Source organism: Pseudomonas sp. LAMO17WK12:I10 (assembly GCF_900215185.1).
GTDB lineage: Bacteria > Pseudomonadota > Gammaproteobacteria > Pseudomonadales > Pseudomonadaceae > Aquipseudomonas > Aquipseudomonas chlororaphis.
This window is the reverse complement of record NZ_OBDX01000050.1, coordinates 1-19,543: the sequence shown is the minus strand read 5'-3', so window position 1 is coordinate 19,543 and position 19,543 is coordinate 1. Positions and strand designations below refer to the sequence as shown.

At 63.8% G+C, this 19,543-nt stretch carries 17 protein-coding genes and 1 pseudogene; 11 read left to right on the top strand and 7 right to left on the bottom strand.

Features of this window, described 5'->3' with window-relative positions:
* The first annotated feature begins 766 nt into the window (after window positions 1-766).
* The 9 genes from CRO75_RS31150 (at window position 767) to CRO75_RS31110 (ending at window position 10,763) form a co-directional block, all read left to right on the top strand.
* On the top strand, window positions 767-1,045 hold the full coding sequence (locus CRO75_RS31150) for an acyl carrier protein (protein WP_009045481.1): 279 nt from the start codon (window positions 767-769) through the stop codon (window positions 1,043-1,045).
* Complete coding sequence (locus CRO75_RS31145) at window positions 1,038-3,650, top strand: aminotransferase class III-fold pyridoxal phosphate-dependent enzyme (RefSeq protein ID WP_097140436.1); 2,613 nt, start codon at window positions 1,038-1,040, stop codon at window positions 3,648-3,650. Before CRO75_RS31150 ends, CRO75_RS31145 begins: the two co-directional genes overlap by 8 nt.
* A 28-nt stretch (window positions 3,651-3,678) precedes the next feature.
* Entirely contained in the window at window positions 3,679-4,815 is a 1,137-nt protein-coding gene (locus CRO75_RS31140; RefSeq protein ID WP_097140434.1) for an acyl-CoA dehydrogenase family protein, read from the top strand.
* A gap of 79 nt (window positions 4,816-4,894) precedes the next feature.
* On the top strand, window positions 4,895-6,199 hold the full coding sequence (locus CRO75_RS31135; RefSeq protein ID WP_097140433.1) for a fatty acid desaturase: 1,305 nt from the start codon (window positions 4,895-4,897) through the stop codon (window positions 6,197-6,199).
* On the top strand, window positions 6,196-7,227 hold the full coding sequence (locus CRO75_RS31130; protein ID WP_092417661.1) for a ferredoxin--NADP reductase: 1,032 nt from the start codon (window positions 6,196-6,198) through the stop codon (window positions 7,225-7,227). The genes CRO75_RS31135 and CRO75_RS31130 overlap by 4 nt, the downstream gene beginning before the upstream one ends.
* A 26-nt stretch (window positions 7,228-7,253) precedes the next feature.
* A complete protein-coding gene (locus tag CRO75_RS31125; RefSeq protein ID WP_097140431.1) occupies window positions 7,254-8,210 on the top strand; it encodes a fatty acid desaturase in 957 nt (318 codons plus the stop codon).
* A gap of 48 nt (window positions 8,211-8,258) precedes the next feature.
* The gene (locus tag CRO75_RS31120; protein WP_097140429.1) at window positions 8,259-8,756 is read left to right on the top strand and encodes an HIT family protein; all 498 of its coding nucleotides are present in this window, start codon (window positions 8,259-8,261) and stop codon (window positions 8,754-8,756) included.
* 112 nt (window positions 8,757-8,868) lie between these two features.
* A complete protein-coding gene (locus tag CRO75_RS31115; RefSeq protein ID WP_097140427.1) occupies window positions 8,869-10,383 on the top strand; it encodes an NAD(P)/FAD-dependent oxidoreductase in 1,515 nt (504 codons plus the stop codon).
* On the top strand, window positions 10,380-10,763 hold the full coding sequence (locus CRO75_RS31110) for a hypothetical protein (RefSeq protein ID WP_097140425.1): 384 nt from the start codon (window positions 10,380-10,382) through the stop codon (window positions 10,761-10,763). Before CRO75_RS31115 ends, CRO75_RS31110 begins: the two co-directional genes overlap by 4 nt.
* Window positions 10,764-11,120: 357 nt before the next feature.
* Here the strand turns inward: CRO75_RS31110 and CRO75_RS31105 are convergent, their stop codons facing one another.
* Window positions 11,121-12,395 carry a glycoside hydrolase family 68 protein gene (locus CRO75_RS31105; protein ID WP_097140423.1) on the bottom strand — a complete coding sequence of 425 codons (1,275 nt, stop codon included), beginning with the start codon at window positions 12,393-12,395 and terminating at the stop codon, window positions 11,121-11,123.
* 411 nt (window positions 12,396-12,806) lie between these two features.
* On the opposite strand from CRO75_RS31105, the gene CRO75_RS31100 reads away from it, so the two are divergent.
* On the top strand, window positions 12,807-13,628 hold the full coding sequence (locus tag CRO75_RS31100; protein ID WP_097140421.1) for an amidohydrolase family protein: 822 nt from the start codon (window positions 12,807-12,809) through the stop codon (window positions 13,626-13,628).
* Window positions 13,629-13,637: 9 nt separating this feature from the next.
* On the opposite strand, the gene CRO75_RS31095 is transcribed toward CRO75_RS31100, so the two are convergent.
* From CRO75_RS31095 to CRO75_RS31085, 3 genes are all read right to left on the bottom strand, one after another.
* Entirely contained in the window at window positions 13,638-13,877 is a 240-nt protein-coding gene (locus CRO75_RS31095) for a hypothetical protein (RefSeq protein ID WP_007929469.1), read from the bottom strand.
* 147 nt (window positions 13,878-14,024) lie between these two features.
* The gene (locus tag CRO75_RS31090) at window positions 14,025-15,275 is read right to left on the bottom strand and encodes an aspartate aminotransferase family protein (RefSeq protein ID WP_097140419.1); all 1,251 of its coding nucleotides are present in this window, start codon (window positions 15,273-15,275) and stop codon (window positions 14,025-14,027) included.
* A 122-nt stretch (window positions 15,276-15,397) separates the two neighbouring features.
* Entirely contained in the window at window positions 15,398-15,982 is a 585-nt protein-coding gene (locus tag CRO75_RS31085) for a DedA family protein (RefSeq protein ID WP_097140416.1), read from the bottom strand.
* Window positions 15,983-16,143: 161 nt separating this feature from the next.
* Between CRO75_RS31085 and vapB the strand changes: the two genes are divergently transcribed.
* Window positions 16,144-16,368: a type II toxin-antitoxin system VapB family antitoxin gene (gene vapB / locus CRO75_RS33090; protein WP_053262521.1), complete on the top strand. Its 225-nt coding sequence runs from the start codon at window positions 16,144-16,146 to the stop codon at window positions 16,366-16,368.
* A 33-nt stretch (window positions 16,369-16,401) separates the two neighbouring features.
* Here the strand turns inward: vapB and CRO75_RS31075 are convergent, their stop codons facing one another.
* From CRO75_RS31075 to CRO75_RS31065, 3 genes and pseudogenes are all read right to left on the bottom strand, one after another.
* On the bottom strand, window positions 16,402-18,351 hold the full coding sequence (locus CRO75_RS31075) for an alkaline phosphatase D family protein (RefSeq protein ID WP_097140414.1): 1,950 nt from the start codon (window positions 18,349-18,351) through the stop codon (window positions 16,402-16,404).
* A 136-nt stretch (window positions 18,352-18,487) separates the two neighbouring features.
* Complete coding sequence (locus tag CRO75_RS31070) at window positions 18,488-19,018, bottom strand: hypothetical protein (protein WP_097140412.1); 531 nt, start codon at window positions 19,016-19,018, stop codon at window positions 18,488-18,490.
* A gap of 249 nt (window positions 19,019-19,267) precedes the next feature.
* Window positions 19,268-19,543, bottom strand: a pseudogene (locus CRO75_RS31065) (IS5/IS1182 family transposase); the annotation flags it as partial.

Genomic DNA, 19,543 nt, shown 5'->3' with positions numbered 1-19,543 from the left:
TCGGCTCAGGATCTATGTCGGCAATGTGCTCAAGCGCGAAACGGTAGGTCTGGAGCGTATCAGTGAGGGTATTTGGGACGTCATATTTGGCCCGATCAAGTTGGGTCGCTTTGATTTGAAAGATGCCCAGGACGGTTACATCAGGCTCAGTCCGGCGTCATAGGCCTGATTTGGTGTTACCTATGTGCCTGAACTTTTCTGTTACCTATGTGGTTGTCCCGTTCATGCCCCTGCGTACGGCCTTCGCTGCGCTCAGGTTCCCTCGCTCCGGCGTCCATCAGGGAGCATCGACTCCGGTCGGCTTCGCTTCGACCTCCATACGATGTCCTCGACTGCGTCGAGGGGCGCTGCGCGCCATCCCCCTGATGAACACCTCCACTCGGCCTCCCGATGGGGCGGGTAGATCAAAAGCCAAAGCCATGCGCGACCTACCGGTCGGCGCTAACTCCTGTAGCCGCTGCCGAGCCTGCGAGGCTGCGATCGACTGCGCAGCAGGCGCAGGATCTTGAGACCGCTGGAGGACCTTCGGTCCTATCGCAGCCTTCGGCAGCGGCTACAGGGTTCGCTACTCCTTACGGAGTATTGAGCTGAGCCGGCATGACGCCGAGCATCGGGGTGTAGCAAATAACCTGCTCCGTCGGGTTATCCACACTCAAAACGCGTTTGCATCATGACGCCTGCCCAAGCGTTCATCCGCTGGTTTCATCACGCGGTTGGCGCGGGCCAACGGCCATGCAAAGGAAGCGAAATACGCTGGGAGGCGACTGTGCACATAGACGAAATAACCTTTGCCGTGACCGAAACCCTGGCCAGCCTGCTGGAGGTCGATTCCGGGTCGCTGGACGTCGAGCGCTCGTTCCACGAGATGGGCGTCGACTCGGTGCTGATCGTCGGCCTGTCCGCCGAGTTCGAGGACCGTTTCGGCATCTCCCTGGACCCTGAGCTGGCCTACCTGCACGACACCGTGAGCAAGGTCAGCCAGCACCTGTACGGCGTCATCAACCAGGGCGCGCTCGGCGCGGTGGGGGAGGTCAGTCATGGCTGATTCATTGCTCAATATCACCCGCCAGGAACTGCTGGAATTCGTCGGCCTCAACGAGACCGTGGTGCGTGCCCAGGGCACCCGCATCGAGACCGCCAGCGGCCAGACCCTGATCGATTTTGTCGGCCAGTTCGGCGCGGTGCCCTTCGGTTATGGCGCGGCGCCTGTTACCGAGGCGATCCACGCTTTTCTCGCCAGTGGCCAGGCCTCGCTGGTCCAGCCGCTGATCAACCCCGGCGCCGAAGAACTGGCGCGGCGCCTGATCGAGCTGGCGCCCGGCACCCACTCGAAGGTGACCTTCACCACCAGTGGCGCGGAGACCGTCGAAGCGGCGATCAAGCTGTGCCGCGCCGCGACCCAGCGCGAGCTGGTGATCGGCACCCTGACCGGTTTTCACGGCAAGACCCAGGGCGCGGTCGGGGTCACCGGCAAGGCCACTTACCGCGAGCCGTTCCAGATCCGCGCCGACGGTTTCAGCCATGTGCCCTATGGCGACCTGGAGGCCCTCGAGGCGCTGTTGAAAACCCGGCGCGCCGCGGCCTTTTTCGTCGAGGCGGTGCAGGGCGAGGCGGGCATGGTCACCCCGCCGCCAGGCTACCTGCTGGCGGCGCAGAACCTCTGCCGCCAATACGGCACCTTGTTCGTGCTCGACGAGATCCAGACCGGCCTGGGGCGCACCGGCGAGCTGTTCGCCGCCACCGCCCACGGTCTGGAACCGGACGTGGTGCTGTTGGCCAAGGCCCTGGGCGGCGGCGTCGCGGCCATCGGCGCGTGCATCTACGGCGAGCAGTGCTGGAGCCGCGATTTCGACCGGCACCACAGTTCCACCTTCGCCGTGAACGGCTTCAGTGCCGCCATCGGCCTGGCCGTGCTCGACCAGCTCACCGCCAACGACGGTGCACAGCTCAAGCATGCGGCGCAGCAGGGTGCCTATCTGTACGCCGGGCTGTCGCGGCTGGTGCAGGACTATCCCGAAGTGTTCCACAGCCTCGACGGCCGCGGCCTGATGCTTGGCCTGAAGTTCCGGCGCTGGAGCGGCGAGCGCCTGTATACGCTGTCCCTGGCCAGCGCTTTCGGCGCCCTGGTGCCGATCGTCTGCGGCTACCTGAAAAGCCGGCATGGGGTGTACTGCCTGCCGACCCTCACCGAAGGCAACGTGCTGCGCATCCAGCCGCCGCTGTGCATCGAGCGCGCCGACATCGACCTGCTGCTCGAAGGCCTCAAGGCGGTGGCGGAACTGGTGGTGCATAACCAGCAACACCGGTTGATTCTCGAAGCCCACGGTTATGCCGGGCCACGGGGGGCCCTGAGCCCCTGGATCGCACCGGGCAAACCACGCAGCAGCGGGCGTTGCCTGGGGCGCTTCGCCTTCCTGCTGCACCCGACCACCGCCGAGAGCGTGAATGGCGACAGCGTGGTGGATGGCCTGGGGCTGTCGGCAGCGGAAAAAACCTTTATGCAGGGCTGGCTCGACGACTTCTCCGAATGGGCCAAGCCCGACCTCGACGCCGGGGTGTCCTATCACGCCCGCCGGGTCTACAACGATGCCGGCGACTACGTCGAAGGCTGGCTGGTCGGCAGCCTGCTGCAACCGCGCGACCTGATGCGCCTGAGCCTGGCCAAGCGGCGCAAGCTGCTGGCCAACTACCTGGACAGCGTCGCCGAGCTGGAGGTGGATTTCGTCGGGCTGGGGGCCTACACCTCGGTGATTTCCAGTGCCGGCGTGGATGTCATCAACGAGCGGTTCCACACCACCACCGGCAACAGCCTGACGGCCATGGTCGGTGTCGATGCGCTGCTGAGCACTTGCGCCAACCGCGGCGCGCCGCTGGCCAAGCGCCTGACCGGGGTGATCGGTGCCTACGGTTCGGTGGGGCGCCTGGCCAGCCTGCGCCTGGGGCGCTTCTGCGAGCACCTGGTATTGCTCGGCAATGGGGCCAATCGGGGCGCCATGGACGAGCTGCGGCTGGTGGCCGGCGAGTTGTATCGCGATGCCTTGCTGCAGATCCAGGGTGGCCACAGCAGCGGCATCGCCAAGACCCTGGTGCTGCTCCTGCCGAGCCTGGCCAGCGTCGAGCAACTGCTGGATCGCGACCTTGGCGATGAGGAGCAATTGCGCACGCTGTTCGACAGCGTCGACGCCCTGGCCCAGGGCAAGCCGCAGGTGCAGCCGCCGCTGGTGATCACCGCGGACCTGGGCCACTGGCTGCCGCGCCTGGAAACCGTGCTCTCGGCGACCTCCAATGGCTCGGCCTTTATCGACCCGCTGGTGCTGCATCAGAACGCGATCATCTGCGACTGCGCGCAGCCACCGGACATCGGTCACGTCACCCTGGCGCTGCGCCCGGACGTCACGGTGATCGAAGGCGGCCTGATCCATCTGCCCGACCGCAGCCAGCGTTTCGGCCAACAGAACCTCACCGGTCTGCCCACGGGCGTGACCTTCAGCTGCCTGGCCGAGACCATGGTCCTGACCATGGCCGGCCTGCGGCGCGACTACAGCATCGGCAAGCGTCCTCCACTGGAGGATGCCGAAGCGATCTTCGACCTGGCCCGAGCCTTCGGTTTCGCCCCCGCGGTGGAGCAGTTGATCGAAAAAGCCGGTTAACCCTGACAACGAGAAAGGAGTCCACACCATGTCGATGCACAACGCCCGCAACGCCACCGAGAAGTACCTGCCGGGCCTGCTCGCCGCCCTCCGGGAGCGTGGCCTGATGGCCCTGGAACAGGCCGACCCAGCCGTGCTCTGCGGGCTGTTTCGCGACTACCGCGCCGCCGGCCTGATCATCCCCGAGACCTACGGCGGCCTCGGCGCCTCGCCGGAGGAAACCGTGGAGATCCTGCGCGCCATCGGTTCGCTGTGCCCGTCCCTGGCGGTGATGATGACCATGCACCACCACACCATCGCCACCATCGTGCAACTGGGCGGGCTGATCCCGGCGGCGGAAGAGCTGCTGTGGGGCATCACCCAGGACCAGTTGCTGATCGCCTCGGCCTTCGCCGAGGGCAAGCCGGGCTCGGAGATCTTCAACCGCAGCGTCAAGGCGCGGCCGGTGGAGGGCGGTTTCGTCCTCGACGGCAGCAAGAAGCCCTGCACCATGAGCCACCACATGGATGTGATCGTGGTCGGCGTCGCCTGTGAACAGGATGACGGCAGCATCAGCCAGGGCTTTGCCGTGGTCTTTGCCGATGGCAGCACGGTCAGCCGCGAACCCTTCTGGAACGCCACGGTGCTGCGCGCCACCGACAGCAACGAACTGGTGTTCAACGGCGTGTTCGTGCCCAGCGAGCGCATGCTGCTGGCCGACGGCGCCGACAGCGAGGAAGTGGCCGCCACCGCCATGGAAACCTCGCTCAACGGCCTGAGCTGGTTCCAGCTGATGGTCGGCGGCAGCTACCTGGGCGTGGCCTCGGCGCTGGTCGACCGGTTGCTGAGAAAAGCCTTCGCCGACCCCGCGCAACTGGCCCTGCTGTGCATCGAGCTGGAGGGCGCCCATCAGGCGCTGCTCGGCACCGCCGGCGAATTGCAGGCGCAACAGGATGCGCCGATGAACACCTACCACAAGGCGCTGTGCACGCGCTTCCTGGTGCAGGCGGCGATCGAGCGGGCAACCAACCTCAGCGTCGAGCTGTTGGGCGGCATGGCGTTCATCGCCTCCGACGAAGTGGCCTATCTGCTGGCGGCCTCCCGGGCGATCGGCTTCCACCCGATCTCCCGCAGCGCCGCCACGCCGTTGCTGGCGCAGTTCCTGCGCGAGTCCTACAGCGCCTGATTCGCCTGCTACCGCAGCCGGAGCTTCGGCGCTCCTGGCGTCGTTCCGGCCTCGGCAACATGCCTAATGGAGTAGAAGCATGAGTAGCGATTTTCTCTATCCGCCGCGCCCGGCCAATGTCGGTCGCGGGTTTCACTGCCTGGCTGTTCCGCTGTTCAGTTTGCTGCTGGTGTTCAACACCGCGGCCATCGTCGTGATTCTGGCCCTGTCGTGCACCTTGCAGGCCGGGCGCCGGGTGTTGTCGTGGCTGCCGGGAATGAAGGCCCTGGGCGGCTGGCTGGTGACGAGCTATCACCGGCTGTTGCAGCCCTTGGCCGACCGCTTGCTCAAGGACCCGCGGGACGAGCCGATCCTGGCCGCCGCCATCAGCCTGGGCCTGACCGCCGGGCCGGTGTTCATTGCCCAGCTGTGGCTCAAGGAAATCTCCTGGCTGCTGGTGCTGCTGTTCTACGCCTTCGTCTATGGGCCGAACATTCGCGGCTTTGTCCGCTCCTTCAGCGCCATGCATCAGGAAGGCCATGTGCCCGGTGGCATCTTCAAGCGTTCGAGCCTGCTCGATCGCTGGGTCGGCAATTCCTTCCTGTACATGTTCTTCGCCATTCCCATGGGCCTGATCCCCCATGCGGCGGCGCACCTGCAACAGCATCACCGGGAAAACGCCGGGCCGCTGGATGTCTACGCCACCGCGCGCTACGACCATGCCAGCGCCTGGGATTTCGCCGTGTACATGGTGCGCGAGGTGATGTACCAGCAGTTCATGGTTTCGCCCTGGCTGTACTTCAAGAGCAAACACAAGCGCAGCCAGGCCCGGGCCATGGTCATGGGCAACCTGGTGCATGTCGGGCTGTTCGTCGCGCTGGCGTGCTACAGCCTGCCGATCGCCGTGCTCTACATGCTGGTGCCCTGGTGCGCGAGCAACTTCCTGATGGGCGTCATCCACTGGAGCCAGCACGCCTTCTACGGTGGCCAGCAAGACCCCAAGGACTGGATGTACAACACCGTGACCCTGCTGGAAACGCCGGTGAATATCCTCAACGAGGGTTACCACGCCTGCCACCATCACTGGTCCGTCGGCCACTGGTCGGAGAGCCCGGCGCTGTTCGAGCGGCTCAAGCCGGAACTGGCGGCCGCGGGTTCCATGGTGTTTCGCGACCTCAGCGTATTCGGCCTGTTCGTGCTGCTGATGCTGCGCCGCTTCGATGCGCTAGCGGACAAGCTCGACTGGTGGCAGCCGCTGGACCACGCAGAGAAAGTCCGCCTGCTGCAATTGCGGGTGCTGCCGGCGCCCATCGCGGCCCATGAACATGCCCATCAACGGCGCCTCGCCACACCGCGCAACGCCGACGAACCCACCCCCGCGCACAGCGCCCTGGGCCAGCCATGAACCGTCCCCTGACCTTGAAAGTCGCCGCCATCGAACGGGAAACCGACGACGCGGTGACCATTCACCTCAAGCAGCCGCTGCTGCGCAAAGTCCGCTACAGCGCCGGGCAGTACCTGACCCTGGAGGTCGACGTCGACGGCGCTAAGGGCTGCCGCGCCTATTCCATCAGCAGCACGCCGGGGCTGGACAAGACCCTGTCGATCACCGTCAAGCGCGTGGCCGGCGGCAAGGTTTCCAACCGCCTGGTGCAGGAACTGAGCGCCGGCGACGCGGTGCAGACCCTCGGCACCCACGGCCGCTTCACCTTCGCCCCGCAGCCGGGCCGGGGGCGGCACCTGGTGCTGCTGGCGGCGGGCAGCGGGATCACGCCGATCTTCTCGATCCTCAAGTCGGCGCTGCACTTCGAGCCGGATGCCCAGGTGTCGCTGATCTACGGCAACCGCAATCAGGAGTCGGTGATTTTCCGCGACAAGCTCGACCAGCTGCGCCAGACCTTCGGCGAGCGTTTGCAACTGGTGCATGTGCTGTCGCGACCGGACACCCCGGGGGCCCACGAAGGGCGCCTGACCCGGCAGCGGGTGATCGATATTCTCGGCGCGCTGCCCGGCCCGCAAGCCCGCGAATACTACAGCTGCGGCCCCAGCGGCATGATGGACGAGGTGACCGCCGCCCTGGAGGCCCTGGGTATCGCCCCGGAAAGCGTGCACCAGGAACGTTTCACCCCTGCCAAGGCGCCAGTGGCCAGCGGCGACACGGAGAAACGCGTGGAACTGCTGATGCAGGGCCAGGCGTTCAGCTTCACGGTCGCCCCGGGCCAGACCCTGCTCGACGCGGCCCTGGCCAGCGGCGTGCAGCCACCGTTTTCCTGCCGCAGCGGTTTCTGCACGGCCTGCGTCTGCACCCGGCTGGCGGGGCAGGTACGCATGCGCGAGGACCATGGGCTGTCGGCGGACGAACTGAACCGGGGCCAGGCACTGTTGTGCGTGGGCTATCCATTGACGGACGACGTGCGCCTGCAAGTCGATTAGCGATACAGACAGAGGAAGGTCAATTCATGAATCATTCAACCCACCACGCCGCCGAGGACGAACTGCGGCTGGCCAAGCGCGCCGAACTGCGGGTCGACCGCGAGCGCCAGGCCCAGCTGCAGGCACTGATGCAGCCGCAGCCGCTGAAGTTCGTGCTCTGGTCGGTGCTGCATGTGCTGGTCTGGTGCGCGGCGGCGCTGTACATCCTGCTCGGCGACAACCCCTGGGGCCTGGCGCTGGCGGTGCTGGTGCTGGGCAACCAGCTGCATGCCTTCACCGTGCTGCAGCACGATTGCGGGCATGCCAGCGGCTTTCGTTCGGCGGCGCTGAACCTGTGGGTCGGGCGCTTCATGGCCTGGTTCATCGTGTTCCCGTTTTCCTCCTTCACCGAGTGCCACAAATACCATCATCGCTACCTGGGCGACCCGGACAAGGACCCCGACGACTGGAACTACACCGGCGGGGTGAAGTGGATGTTCCTGCGCATCGCCGTGTTCGTGCCGCGCTTCATCTACTTTTCCCTGGTGCGCTACGGCAAGGCGGTGCGCAACCGGGTGCTGCGCGAGCTGGCGTTCAATCTGCTGTCGCTGGCGGCGATCGGCGCCTGGTGCTACAGCCAGGGGCTGATGCTGCCATTCGTGCTGATTTTCATCGTGCCGCTGCTGTTGCTGGCGCTGGTGATCAACCCGATTTCCCGGGGCTACGAGCACTTCCCCATGGCCACCCTGGCGGTTGGCGACCCGCAGCGCCTGGACCTGGCGAAGAACACCGTGACCGTCAGCGACCGGCTGATCGGCCTGTTGTGGGCCAATATCAACTACCACGTCGAGCATCACATCTACCCCGGCGTGCCCTTCGTCAATCTGCCGCGGCTGGCGGCGCTGCTGGACAACAAGCCCTACCTGCGCGACCGTTGGCTGCTGGCGCGGATGTTCGCGCGACGTCCGGTAACAACTTGCGCCGAACCTCGGCGAGCGGCGTGAGCTACATTTACAGCGCCCGAAGGAGCGCCACCCACCGAGGATTCACGGATGACCTGTATTTTCTGCCAGATCGCGGCCGGCGAATTGCCCAGTGCCCTGGTCTATCGCGACACCCACTGCATGGCCTTCATGGATGTGCATCCGCTGGGGCAGGGCCACTTGCTGCTGATCCCGCTGACCCATGTGGAAAAACTCGAGCAACTGCCCACGGTCATCCGCCAGCACCTGTACCAGGTGTTCGATACCTTGCTCGCCGCCCAGCGGCGCGCCGGCTTCGGGGTGGAAGGCACGCACCTGATCGTCAACGACGGCAAGGCCACCAACCAGCACATTCCCCACGCCCACCTGCACCTGGTGCCGCGGCAAAGGGGCGATGGGCTGGGTTTCGGCCTGCGCATGTTCATGCACTTCACCGGAATATTCGGTCGCCGCACGCCCCTGCAGACCCTGCGCCGCCAGGCCCTGGTGATTGCCGCCGAACTCGACCCGCAGGCGCTGGAGAACCTGGCGCACCGGACCAGCAGGCTGCACGCAGCGTCAACCTAACCGCCAGGGCCGTTGAGCGGCCCACCCTCGATCCACAGAACTTCGGAATGAACAGCCGTGCATGCGCTGCGGGCGGTTTCGCCCGGCGTTTGTGCCGCCAGGAGTCAGGAACATGAGTGCGCTACTTCAGGAGCAGGCCGACCCCGCGCGGGTCTATCGGGTCGTGATCATTGGCGCCGGCTTCTCCGGCATCGGCATGGCGATCAACCTGCGCCAGCGCGGCGAGCAGGACTTCCTGGTCCTCGAACAGGAAGCCGGCGTCGGCGGCACCTGGTGGGTCAATCAGTACCCCGGCTGTGCCTGCGATATTCCTTCCCACCTCTATTCGTTTTCCTTCGAGCCCAACCCCGACTGGTCGCGGCGCTTTTCGCCGCAACCGGAGATCCGCGACTACCTGCGGCGCTGCGCCGACAAGTATCAGGTGCTGCAACATTGCCGCTTCAACACCGCGGTCACCGGCCTGCGCTGGCTGGAAGAGCGCGCCCTGTGGCAGGTGACGGATGCCCGAGGCGGCGTGCGTTTTGCCCAGGTGGTGGTGGCCGGCACCGGGGCCTTGTCGACCCCGGACTATCCCCAACTGCCGGGGCTTGAGCGCTTCAAGGGCCGGGTCTTTCATTCCCAGCATTGGGACCATGACTACGTCCTGGTTGGCAAGCGGGTAGGGGTGATCGGCACCGGCGCCTCGGCGATCCAGTTCGTGCCGCAGATCCAGCCGCGGGTGGCCAACCTGGCGGTGTTCCAGCGCACGCCGCCGTGGATCATCCCCAAGCCGGACCGGGCCTTTTCCACGACCGCCCAGCGCCTGCTGCGGCGTTTTCCCGCGGTGCAGCGGCTGTTGCGCGGGCTGATCTACACCGCCCATGAAACCCGGGTATTGGGCTTTGTGTTCAACCCGCGGCTGATGGCCTTGCACAAATGGCTGGCGCTCAACCTGCTGCGGCGCCAGGTCAAGGACCCGGAACTGCGCCGGCGCCTGACCCCGGACTACGCCATCGGCTGCAAGCGCATCCTGCTGTCCAACGATTATTTTCCGGCCCTGGCCCAGGCCAATACCCGGCTGGTCACCAGCGGCATCCGTGAAGTCACCGAGGACGCGCTGATCACCGTCGACGGCCAGCGCCATGCCCTGGACGCGTTGATCTTCGGCACCGGCTTCAAGGCGCGCACGCCGTTCCCGGCGGGGATGATCCTCGGGCGTGGCGGGGTGGACATAGTCAACACCTGGCAGCAGGGCAGCGAAGCCTACAAGGGCACCACGGTCAGCGGCTTTCCCAATCTGTTCCTGTTGATGGGGCCCAATACCGGCCTGGGGCACAACTCCATCGTCTACATGATCGAGTCGCAGATCGCCTACATCCTCGGCGCCCTGGACACTCTGCAACGCCTGGGCGTGACCAGCGTCGATGTCGATCCGCAGGCCCAGGCGCGCTTCAACCAGGGCCTGCGCCACCGGCTGCGCGGCGCGGTATGGAGCGTCGGCCATTGCCAGAGCTGGTACATGGACCCCGACAGCGGGCGCAACGTCGCCCTGTGGCCAGGGTTCAGCTGGCAGTTCCGCCAGCAGACCCGTTATTTCGATGCCGAGGCCTATCGCCTCACCTCGCATCCCCAAGGAGTGAAACCATGAGCCATCCGGGCAAGAGCGTGTTTGTGTTCGGCCTGTACATGTTGGTGCTGGGCGCCGCGTTGGTGCTGGCGCCGAACCTGCTGCTGCCGTTGTTCGGCTTCGCCCTGACCGATGAGGTGTGGATCCGGGTGATGGGCCAGCTGGCGCTGTACCTGGGCGTCTATTACGTCTGGGCCGGCTACACCGAGCGGCGCGAGTTCATGGCCCTGACCGTGGCGATCCGTCTGTCGGTGCCGGTGTTTTTTGCCGCCTTCGCCGCCGTCGGGCTGGTGTCGCCGGTGCTGTTGCTACTGGCCTTGCCGGACCTGTGCGGCGCGCTGTGGACCTGGCGCGCGCTGAAATCCCCGATGGCTTCCCGCCAGCCATTGGGGGACGCCTGAGCCGGTGCTGTGTATCGAGCACTCGCCAGTTAAGCCTGGTGGGGTATTTCTGATGGCCACGCGGTTTTCGCTGGAACGCCGTCGCGGAAAGTGGGACGGGGCCGTTTATGGCGCCAGGTCAAGAGCGAGAGCCAAGCCTGGGTGGGAGGGGGAGCAATGCTGGCCAGGGGGCAAGCAAGAAGGGAAGGAGCAGAACTGGCTACATCCGTGTAGCCAGTTCCGAAGGGTCGGTACTACGCATTGTTCAATGAAGCTCCTGAGCAAAGTCGCAGTGAGCCAGGCGGGATATCTCGATTCATATCCACAACGGGTTCTTCATCGAACTCGAACCCGCTGCCTGAACGCCCTGTGTCGCTATTACTTGAGCGTTACATCGAGCATTGGCGGGATGTAACCGTAGTCGTACTCGGCCACCACGAAGGTCTGTTGCCCTTTGATCTTGATCCCGACCGTCGGTGCTTCGGTACCACCGATACGAATCTGCGTGCCGCTTTCGTCGGTCGGTACGCTGTCGATAAAGGAGGTCACCAGGCCGTTGGGCATCACACAGTGCGAGTAGGTCTGGAACGGCTGGGAGGATGGGTTGCCCAGCACCAGGCCGGAACCGTTCAACGGCACGTAGGGACCGAACAGCGAGTCGGCGACAAAACCGTACACCCCGTCCGGCCCGGTCACGCCGTCGGCATAGGTGAAGGTGTGGCTGATGGTGAACAGGTAGTACTTGCCGTCCTGGAACACGAAGTGCGGGCGTTCGGTCTGGTCGTTGACGCCGACCGCGGTCAGCAGCGGCGGCAGCATTTCCCAGTCGTCGCCGTCTTCGTCACGGGCCACGGCGATACCGACGCAGGCGGTCTGGAAACGGGAGTTGCCGACGTCTTCATAACCTGGCGGCACGTCGCCGATTTCTGCTTTGCCCACTGTGTGCGAGCCGCGCTCGCCGGCCACGTTGCCTTCGAACAGCATGTACAGCTTGCCGTCGTTGGGGTCGCGGAACGGCCATGGATCGCGGAAGCCCCAGAAGGGGTTCTGCGCTTCGGTCTGGTACATCTTGCCGTCGGCCTCGAACAGCGGCTTGACCTTCTCGAAGCCGACCATGCTGACGCCATGCTCGGTGGTCACTACCCGGCCGCGCACCTTGACTATGGTCGCACCCGGCGTGACGGCGGTGTAATACAGGTCCACATCACCCTGTTCGTTCAACAGGATCGGTGTGCCGGCCCATTCGCGAGCGGTCGGCGAAACCCCTTCGGCCATTACCCGGCCACCCAGCTTCCAATCCTTGCCGGTACGAGAAAACCAGTAGTACATCTTTGCCCGACCGTGGCGGTCGTTCCAGTCGCGGGTGATGTCGTAGTTGCCGTTTTCGTCGATGTACTGCGGGTCGTTCGGATGACGATCCGCGGTCAGGGTGAAGATCACCGACCAGCCGTCGACGGAGGTTATGTTTCCGTCCAGATCGCGCAGCGGCATGGTGTCCCAGATGAACACCTCGTTGCTCAATACCGGGAAATCCGCACTGACCAATGGCTGGGTCGTGGTGGGATCGTCCGCATGGACTTTCAGCGCATCGGCGCGAGTCCAGAGGCTGGGTTGATGGGGTGTTTTGCCGAATTTTTCAGTGTTGCTTTTCATAGGTAATACCTCGTCCGTGAATGGATTCACATAAATGTTCATCAAAAAGTACTGTATGTGCATACAGCTATTTCACCTTAAGCGAGGCGGTTTTTTGGGTCAAGAATAAATTTGCATTTATGCATATTTGCTGTTTTTGCTGAAGCTGATACGTTTCATCTCGTTCTGTTTCTAGAAGTTCGTTTTCGGCTCGATCAACGACGATGCCTGCAAAATGCGCGCTTGAAACCGCTGGTCGGTCCGAGGGCGCAGAAGGTGAAAGGAAGGAGGCGGAACAAGGTCAAGGGCGGGAGTCGAGCCTGGGCGGATCGGTCAATGCCGCCGAGCGCTGTGAACATTGTCGCTGCCGTGGCGCGGACGTAGCCTGAGCCCTTCGTCGCCTGGATCACCGTCAGCAGAGGGGATAGGTCAATGAAGGGTGCTATCGACGCATGGGCGCAACCGGCCAACGGCCGGGCGCGGCAGTTGTTGCCGGAAGTGGCGCGGCTGTTCGAGAAATCCGGTTCGGCGCACTTGCTGGACCAGCCGCTGAGCATCGAGCAGACCGTCGAGCTGATGGACCAGGCTGGGGTCGAGAAGCTGATGCTGGCGGCCTGGTGCCGGCCGGAGCGCTGGGTGTTCAGCAACGATGAAATTGCTGCATTCACCCGCGCCTATCCCGAGCGTTTCGTCGGCGTGGCCACGGTGGACCTGAGCCGGCCGATGGCGGCGCTGGCCGAGCTGGAGCGGGCGGTGGACGAGCTGGGCTGCAAGGCCCTGCGCATCGTACCCTGGCTGTGGAAACTGCCGCCCAACCACCGCCTGTACTACCCGCTGTACGCCAAGTGCGTGGAGCTGGGCATCCCTTTCTGCACCCAGGTCGGCCACACCGGCCCGCTGATGCCTTCGGAAACCGGGCGGCCGGTGCCTTATCTGGATGAGGTGGCGCTGGACTTCCCGGAGCTGCGAATCGTCGCCGGGCACATCGGCCACCCCTGGACCGACGAGATGATCGGCCTGGCCTGGAAGCACGACAATATCTACATCGACACTTCGGCTTACCTGCCGGCTTACTACCCGCCGCAGTTGCTGCATTTCATGCGCACCTACGGGCAGGACAAGGTGTTGTTCGGCAGTAATTTCCCGCAGCTGCCGTTCGCCAAATGCATGCAGCAGGTCCAGGCTCTGGAGCTGCCGGAGCCGGTGCGGGACAAGTTCCTGCAGGGCAATGCGCGGCGGGTGTTCGGCTTGTAGCGCGGCGCCTCAGGCGTGGTCCTGGTAGCGGCGCCGGCTGAAAAACAGCGAGCTGCCCATGGCCACCAGCGCCACGGCAATCAGCCCGGCATCGATCTCGCCCAGCATGGGCGGCAGGAACAGAATCCACAGCAGCCCGGCGAGGCCCAGGGCCAGGCCTGTCCACTTCCTCAGCGGGTAAGGCTTCATCCAGTAGTACAGCGGCGTCAGCAGCAGGTAGACCAGCACAAAGGGAATGTACTGCTTCATGAGTCGTGCTCGCCGCGGCCGAAGATTCCTGGGCTGGCGGCCGTGGGCCGCTCTCTGTAGCTGGGGCATGTCATGTTGCACTTCCTTGTCGATGGCATGAGGCGCGCCAGTCTCCATGGCGAGCGGCTTTTGTGCAAACGCGCGGTGTCATGCCAACCGCGCCAGGCAGCCCTCGAGAATATCCAGCCCTTCTTCCAGCACCTGCGGCTCAATGGTCAGTGGCGCCAGCAGGCGGATGATGTGTCGCGACTTGCCGCTGGGCATCAACAGCAGGCCGGCGTCCCGCGCGGCGCTGAGCAGTGCGCTCAGTTGCTCCGGGGCCGGCGAGCCGTCGGCCTTGACCAGCTCGATGCCGCGCATGGCGCCGACCCCGGTCAGGCGCCCTAGATAAGGCGTCAGGCGCTCGGCCCGCCAGCGCTGGTAGCGGCTGACGACGGCCTGCTCCTGGCGTTCGCCCCAGGTCTGCAGGTTGTGGTCGCTCATCTCGTCCAGGGTCGCCAGGGCCGCCGCGCAGGCGATGGGGTTGCCGGAATAGGTGCCGCCCAGGCCGCCCTTGGGCAGGTTGTCCAGCAGCGCCTTGCGCCCGAGCACCGCGCCCAGGGGCACACCGCCGCCGATGCTTTTGCCCAGCAGGACCAGGTCCGGTTCGATCCCCAGCCGCGAGAAGGCGAAGCGCTGGCCGGTGCGGCCGAAGCCGGACTGGATTTCATCGGCGATCAGCAGGATGCCTTGTTCATCGCAGAAGCGTCGCAGGGCACGGGCAAACTCGACGTCCAGGGCCAGGAAACCGGCCTCGCCCTGCACCGGCTCGACAATGAAGCAGGCCACTTCGGCAACGTCGATCTCCACGCTGAACAGCCGGTCCATAGCCTTCAGCGCTTCCTCGCAGGTCACGCCGTTGTCCGCGCTCGGGTAGGGCAGGTGATACACCGGGCCGGGCAGCACGCCGATCTTCTGCTTGTAGGGCGCGACCTTGCCATTGAGGTTGAGGGTGGCCAGGGTACGGCCATGGAAGCCGCCATCGAAGGCGATCACCGCGGTGCGCCCGGTGGCGCCCCGCACGATCTTCAAGGCGTTCTCCGCCGCTTCCGCGCCACTGTTGGTGAGCATGCCGCTGACCGGGTAACTCAAGGGCACGAAGCGCGCCAGCCGCGCCATGAACTCCACATAGGGCCCGTGGGGCGCCGCGTTGAACGCGTAGTGGGTCAGCCGGGTGGCCTGCTGCTGGATCGCCGCCACCACCCGCGGATGACAATGCCCCAGGTTGAGCACGCCGATCCCGCCGACGAAATCGATGTAGCGCTTGCCATTCTCGTCCCACACCTCGGCATTCTTGCCGTGGCTCAGGCGGATGGGGTGAACGATGGAAATCGACTGGCTGATGCTTTCGCTGCTCATGGGCTAAGGGCTCTGTCTGCCTGGAACATGCGGGCTATCTAAGCCAAGAGCAGGGCGGGGCCGCAAACGAAATAAAGTGCGGGGGTCAGTATGAAAATTCCGGATGTTGGATTGGGGCGGGATCAGTCGTTAAGCGGCGCGGCGTTCCTGGCCCGGCGCTGACGCAGCAGGGCGATCAGCACCACCAGCACCACGACACCGAGGACAATCGGCAGGCGATAAGGCTTCAAATCACCGAACAGATGCTCCAGCGCATCGCCGGCCCAGTAGCCGCCGCAGACGAACAGCGTGGCCCAGAGCAGCGCGCCGAGCATGTTCAGCAGGGTGAAACGCAGCGGCGACAGACCGCTGGCACCGATCACCACCGGGCCGACCCAGCGCATGCCATACATGAAACGCACCGCCAGCACCGAGGTCGAGGGGTAACGCCGGATCAGCCCGGTCACCCGCTCGATGGCGGCCTGCTGGCCCTTCAGGCGCGGCAACAAACGCCCGCCGAAATGCCGCCCGCTCCAGAACAGCAACTGGTCGCCGAACATCCCGCTGACCGTGGCCACGGCAATCACCACCCACAGGTCCAGCACTTGCTGATGCGCCGCCATGCCGCCCAGGATCAGCACGGTTTCGCCTTCCAGCAGGCAGCCGAGGACGATCACCCAGTAACCGTAGGTCGCGAGCAGGGCGTGCAGGTCGAGGTGTTCGAACATGGGAATGAAAGGGCCTTTGCAGAAGTAGTCCGTAAGCTTTAGAAGCGCCGAGATAGCTCTTGGCCTGCCCAAGCATAGGGGAAAAGTTTGCCTGATCGTTGACCTGTTGGGGACGCGTGCTAGGCTGGTGGCTCTATTTGAAAACGCCAGGAGATAGCTCGATGGCGCAAGGATCAGTCTTTAGAAACAGCAGCGGTCAGACTATTTACCTGACTGAGGCTATGGCGTTTCCTGGCGATGTTACGCAAGTGGAGATCATCGCTATGGGGCGTACCCGGGTCATCGCTCCGGCTGGAGAAGCTTGGGACAGTTGGTTTGATGAGGCTTCTGTGAGTACGGACTGTATGACGGACAGGGATCAACCTGCTGAACCGAAAGATGTCTGAGCGACTCGGTTTTTGCCAAGTCGCTCTCACTCTTCAATCTTCCTCCGGCGCCAGCATCCGGGTTTTCGGCGCGCCATTGGCGTTGTGCTGGTAGATCTCCCGGGGCTGGCCGTTGTCGTTGAAGAACACCTGGCCAATGCCCGCTGAGTTCCACAGCCGTTCGCCGGCCTCGCGATGTTCGGGGCTGTAGGGCACCACTCGCATCAGCCGGCGGCGGGTGAACCAGTTCAAGGGCGAGCGTGGCGAATACAGCCAGCGATTGAGACGGTCGAACCATTCCAGCAGAGTCGGTGGAAACTCGTTCTTGATGCCGCTGCTGGTGATCTGCCAGATCTTCGGGCCGCCCTTGCGGTGGCGGATCAGCACTTCGTAGACGAAGGAATAGTGCACGTCGCCGGAGAGGATCACGTAGTTGCCCGGGGTGCGCGAGTGGCGAAAGATATTCAGGATCACCTGGGCCGCGCCGCGGTGGGCCATCCAGTTTTCCGCGTCCACCAGCAGTGGGTGACCGCACCAGCTGAAGACCTTCTGCACCGTCTCGATCAGCTTGACGCCGAACACCGGCGCCGGTGACACGATGATCGCCGACGGGTGATCCAGCAGTTCATGTTGCAGCTCGCTCAGGGCTTCCCAGTCGAGCAGGCCCGAGGGCTGCGCCAGGTTGAATTCGCTGCGCCAGCGCCGGGTGCGGGTGTCCAGCACCACCAGAGCCGGGGTGGTGGGCAGGGTGTATTGCCATTGCTGGAAGCGCAGCAATTCGTCGATCAGGGTGTCCTGGGTGGCGCTGTCCAGGTAGAGCGCATCGCCCTGGGCCTCGGCGCTCAGGGCGCGGGTGTGTTGCAGCGGCGTGGCGAAGGCATCCGGGTTGTTGCCCCAGCCCTGGCACAGCATGTAGGCGATCAGCGCATTGCCGATGATGCGTTTGGAAAACGGGTGGCCGTAGGCGGTTTCTTCCCACTGGGCGCTGAGGTTCCAGTCGTCGGTGATGTCGTGGTCGTCGAAGATCATCAGGCTCGGCAGGTGGGCGAACACCCGCGCCACGCCATCCAGGCCCTTGGCGAAAGCCTCGATCCGCAGTTGTTCGCGCTGGTAGCGCTGCTGCTCCTTGGCAGCGAGCTGTGGTGGTCGCGGATCGATCAGACTCCAAGGCACCGGTGACCAGACCAGCAGGTACATGGCCATGACCTCGGCGAAGGTCACCAGATGGTTGTCGGCGCTGCTGCTGGTGAAGATCGGCTTCTTCACCCCGCCGAAGAAACGCTCGCGCAGGGTCTCGTTGCTTTTCAGCGCCGGCAGCAATTCGGCGCGTTGGTAATAGCTGGCGCGATGCTGGTAAAGCGCGGCGCTGTCGCTCACCACCGCGCCCTCCAGATGTTCGCCGAACAAGCCGAGGCGCTCGATCAGCGCATGAATCGCCCGCAGCATCGGCCCGGCCACGTCGTCGGCGTACACCTGGTCGCCGGTCATCAGCAGTAGGGCAGGGCGTTGCTGCGGATCGGCTGTTTCCGCCAGCAGGCGATCGACGCAAAGCAAACCCTCGTCCGCCGAATGATGGGGCTTGCGGCAGGAGCCGTGGACCAACTGCTGGATGCGGCAGTGCAGGACGAAATCCGGCTGCTGCTTTTGCCCATAGAGCAGATGCGGCGCCCACTCGGCGATCCCCGAACTGGAGCCGTCGGCGTTGGCGATCAGCAGGTCATAGTCGATGCGCACATCGCAAGGCAGGGGATTGTCCAGCGGCAGGTCGATCAGGTGGATAAACGCGTGCTGGCCTACCGGGATCACCTGGCACTGCTCGGAGGTGAGCGGGTAGTCGCGGATTTGCGCCTCGCTGCCGGCCTGCAAACGCAACGTCAGCTCCAGCGCCCGCGAGCCCACCAGCCATAGCACCAGCCGCGTGGGTTCCAGGCGGCGCAGCAGGGGGCCGGCGAGGACGCAGGGCAAGTCGATGCTGGAAGCGGTTGATGGCGACGGTTGAGACATGCAGGTTCGAGGTTCTTGCGGCAAACGGAGGCGGGGATAGTACCGCAGCCGATGTCGAAGAATTGTCAGCGAGTGCTCGGGTTGTTTAAGGGGGCGCCGCACAGAGGGGGGAAGAACTGCGCGGTGTTTGCAGGGGTTATGGGGTCTTGGGTTTATTGATTTCTCTAAGCAGATCCTTGACCGGCAACTCCATGGGCTTGGAATAATAAGGCTTGTAGCCATAAGCGGTGATGACCGCTTTGCAGGGGATGGTCTTTTTACTGGCCAACAGCCTGTTCAACTCATCGTCAGTAAGGTTTCTGCGGGATTGCCCTTTGTTCAGGGTTTCGCTCAAGAAAGCTTCAGTGATGAAGTCTGAGAATGGACCGTTGGCGTGTGTGGGGGCTTGCTGGATTCGGCCATACGCAGAGTGCTCAATCTCATGCTCAATAGAAAAGTCATAGTCACTGCCTAAGGCACAAATTAGCTGAGTAGAGGCAATGCCTTCTCCGATACCTCTCCCATACAGGTTCAGGAGATTGAGAGTCGAGTGATAGTGGATGACGTAGAGCGACAGATCGCCTTTGCGTTCTATGGAGACGAAGTCCAGATCTACGGGAGGTTGTCCATGATCTTTCGCGCAGGAAGTACAGGCGATCGTCAGCAGAAGCAATAATGCTCTTTTCATTTTCTCGTCAACTTCTCAGTGATGGATTAAAAAATATACTGCAAGAAGATTGTCGACCTGTAATCGACTGAGTGAATATGTCCAGTACATGGGTGTGATGATGTCAATTTTGATATTTAAAGCCGTAGGATCGACATTTAACCTGATCCGGCTTTCTCTATTGAGTCATTCGCGTGTTGCCAGCCCTGACTATTCGGGGAACTGGCTGAGTTTTGGTTTGTTGATCTCTCTAAGAGGGTGTAGACAAAATTATGTAGTGAGTCGGCGCGCGAGTATGCGCGCTTCGGCCAGCCACACCCACGCCTCACTCACAGCGAACAACCGGTCGTGATGCATAATTAGTCGTCGAGCCCTCTCATTCCAGGCATGAGTTCGCTCCACTACCCAGCGCCTGGGCATCACCACGAAACCGCTCGGAGCAGGTGTTACCATGAACAGATCGCCTTGTTCTGAGTGCCATTGTCCTGTTCTTCTATTGTTTGGCCCCCGGATCACTTGAACGTCGACCGCGTGTGTTTGCTGCAT

Coding starts and splice junctions, on each gene's coding strand:
- CRO75_RS31145 (WP_097140436.1), top strand. CDS start 1,038: ATGGCTGATTCATTGCTCAATATCACCCGCCAGGAACTGCTGGAATTC.
- CRO75_RS31140 (WP_097140434.1), top strand. CDS start 3,679: ATGTCGATGCACAACGCCCGCAACGCCACCGAGAAGTACCTGCCGGGC.
- CRO75_RS31135 (WP_097140433.1), top strand. CDS start 4,895: ATGAGTAGCGATTTTCTCTATCCGCCGCGCCCGGCCAATGTCGGTCGC.
- CRO75_RS31130 (WP_092417661.1), top strand. CDS start 6,196: ATGAACCGTCCCCTGACCTTGAAAGTCGCCGCCATCGAACGGGAAACC.
- CRO75_RS31125 (WP_097140431.1), top strand. CDS start 7,254: ATGAATCATTCAACCCACCACGCCGCCGAGGACGAACTGCGGCTGGCC.
- CRO75_RS31120 (WP_097140429.1), top strand. CDS start 8,259: ATGACCTGTATTTTCTGCCAGATCGCGGCCGGCGAATTGCCCAGTGCC.
- CRO75_RS31115 (WP_097140427.1), top strand. CDS start 8,869: ATGAGTGCGCTACTTCAGGAGCAGGCCGACCCCGCGCGGGTCTATCGG.
- CRO75_RS31110 (WP_097140425.1), top strand. CDS start 10,380: ATGAGCCATCCGGGCAAGAGCGTGTTTGTGTTCGGCCTGTACATGTTG.
- CRO75_RS31105 (WP_097140423.1), bottom strand. CDS start 12,395: ATGAAAAGCAACACTGAAAAATTCGGCAAAACACCCCATCAACCCAGC.
- CRO75_RS31100 (WP_097140421.1), top strand. CDS start 12,807: ATGAAGGGTGCTATCGACGCATGGGCGCAACCGGCCAACGGCCGGGCG.
- CRO75_RS31095 (WP_007929469.1), bottom strand. CDS start 13,877: ATGAAGCAGTACATTCCCTTTGTGCTGGTCTACCTGCTGCTGACGCCG.
- CRO75_RS31090 (WP_097140419.1), bottom strand. CDS start 15,275: ATGAGCAGCGAAAGCATCAGCCAGTCGATTTCCATCGTTCACCCCATC.
- CRO75_RS31085 (WP_097140416.1), bottom strand. CDS start 15,982: ATGTTCGAACACCTCGACCTGCACGCCCTGCTCGCGACCTACGGTTAC.
- vapB (WP_053262521.1), top strand. CDS start 16,144: ATGGCGCAAGGATCAGTCTTTAGAAACAGCAGCGGTCAGACTATTTAC.
- CRO75_RS31075 (WP_097140414.1), bottom strand. CDS start 18,351: ATGTCTCAACCGTCGCCATCAACCGCTTCCAGCATCGACTTGCCCTGC.
- CRO75_RS31070 (WP_097140412.1), bottom strand. CDS start 19,018: ATGAAAAGAGCATTATTGCTTCTGCTGACGATCGCCTGTACTTCCTGC.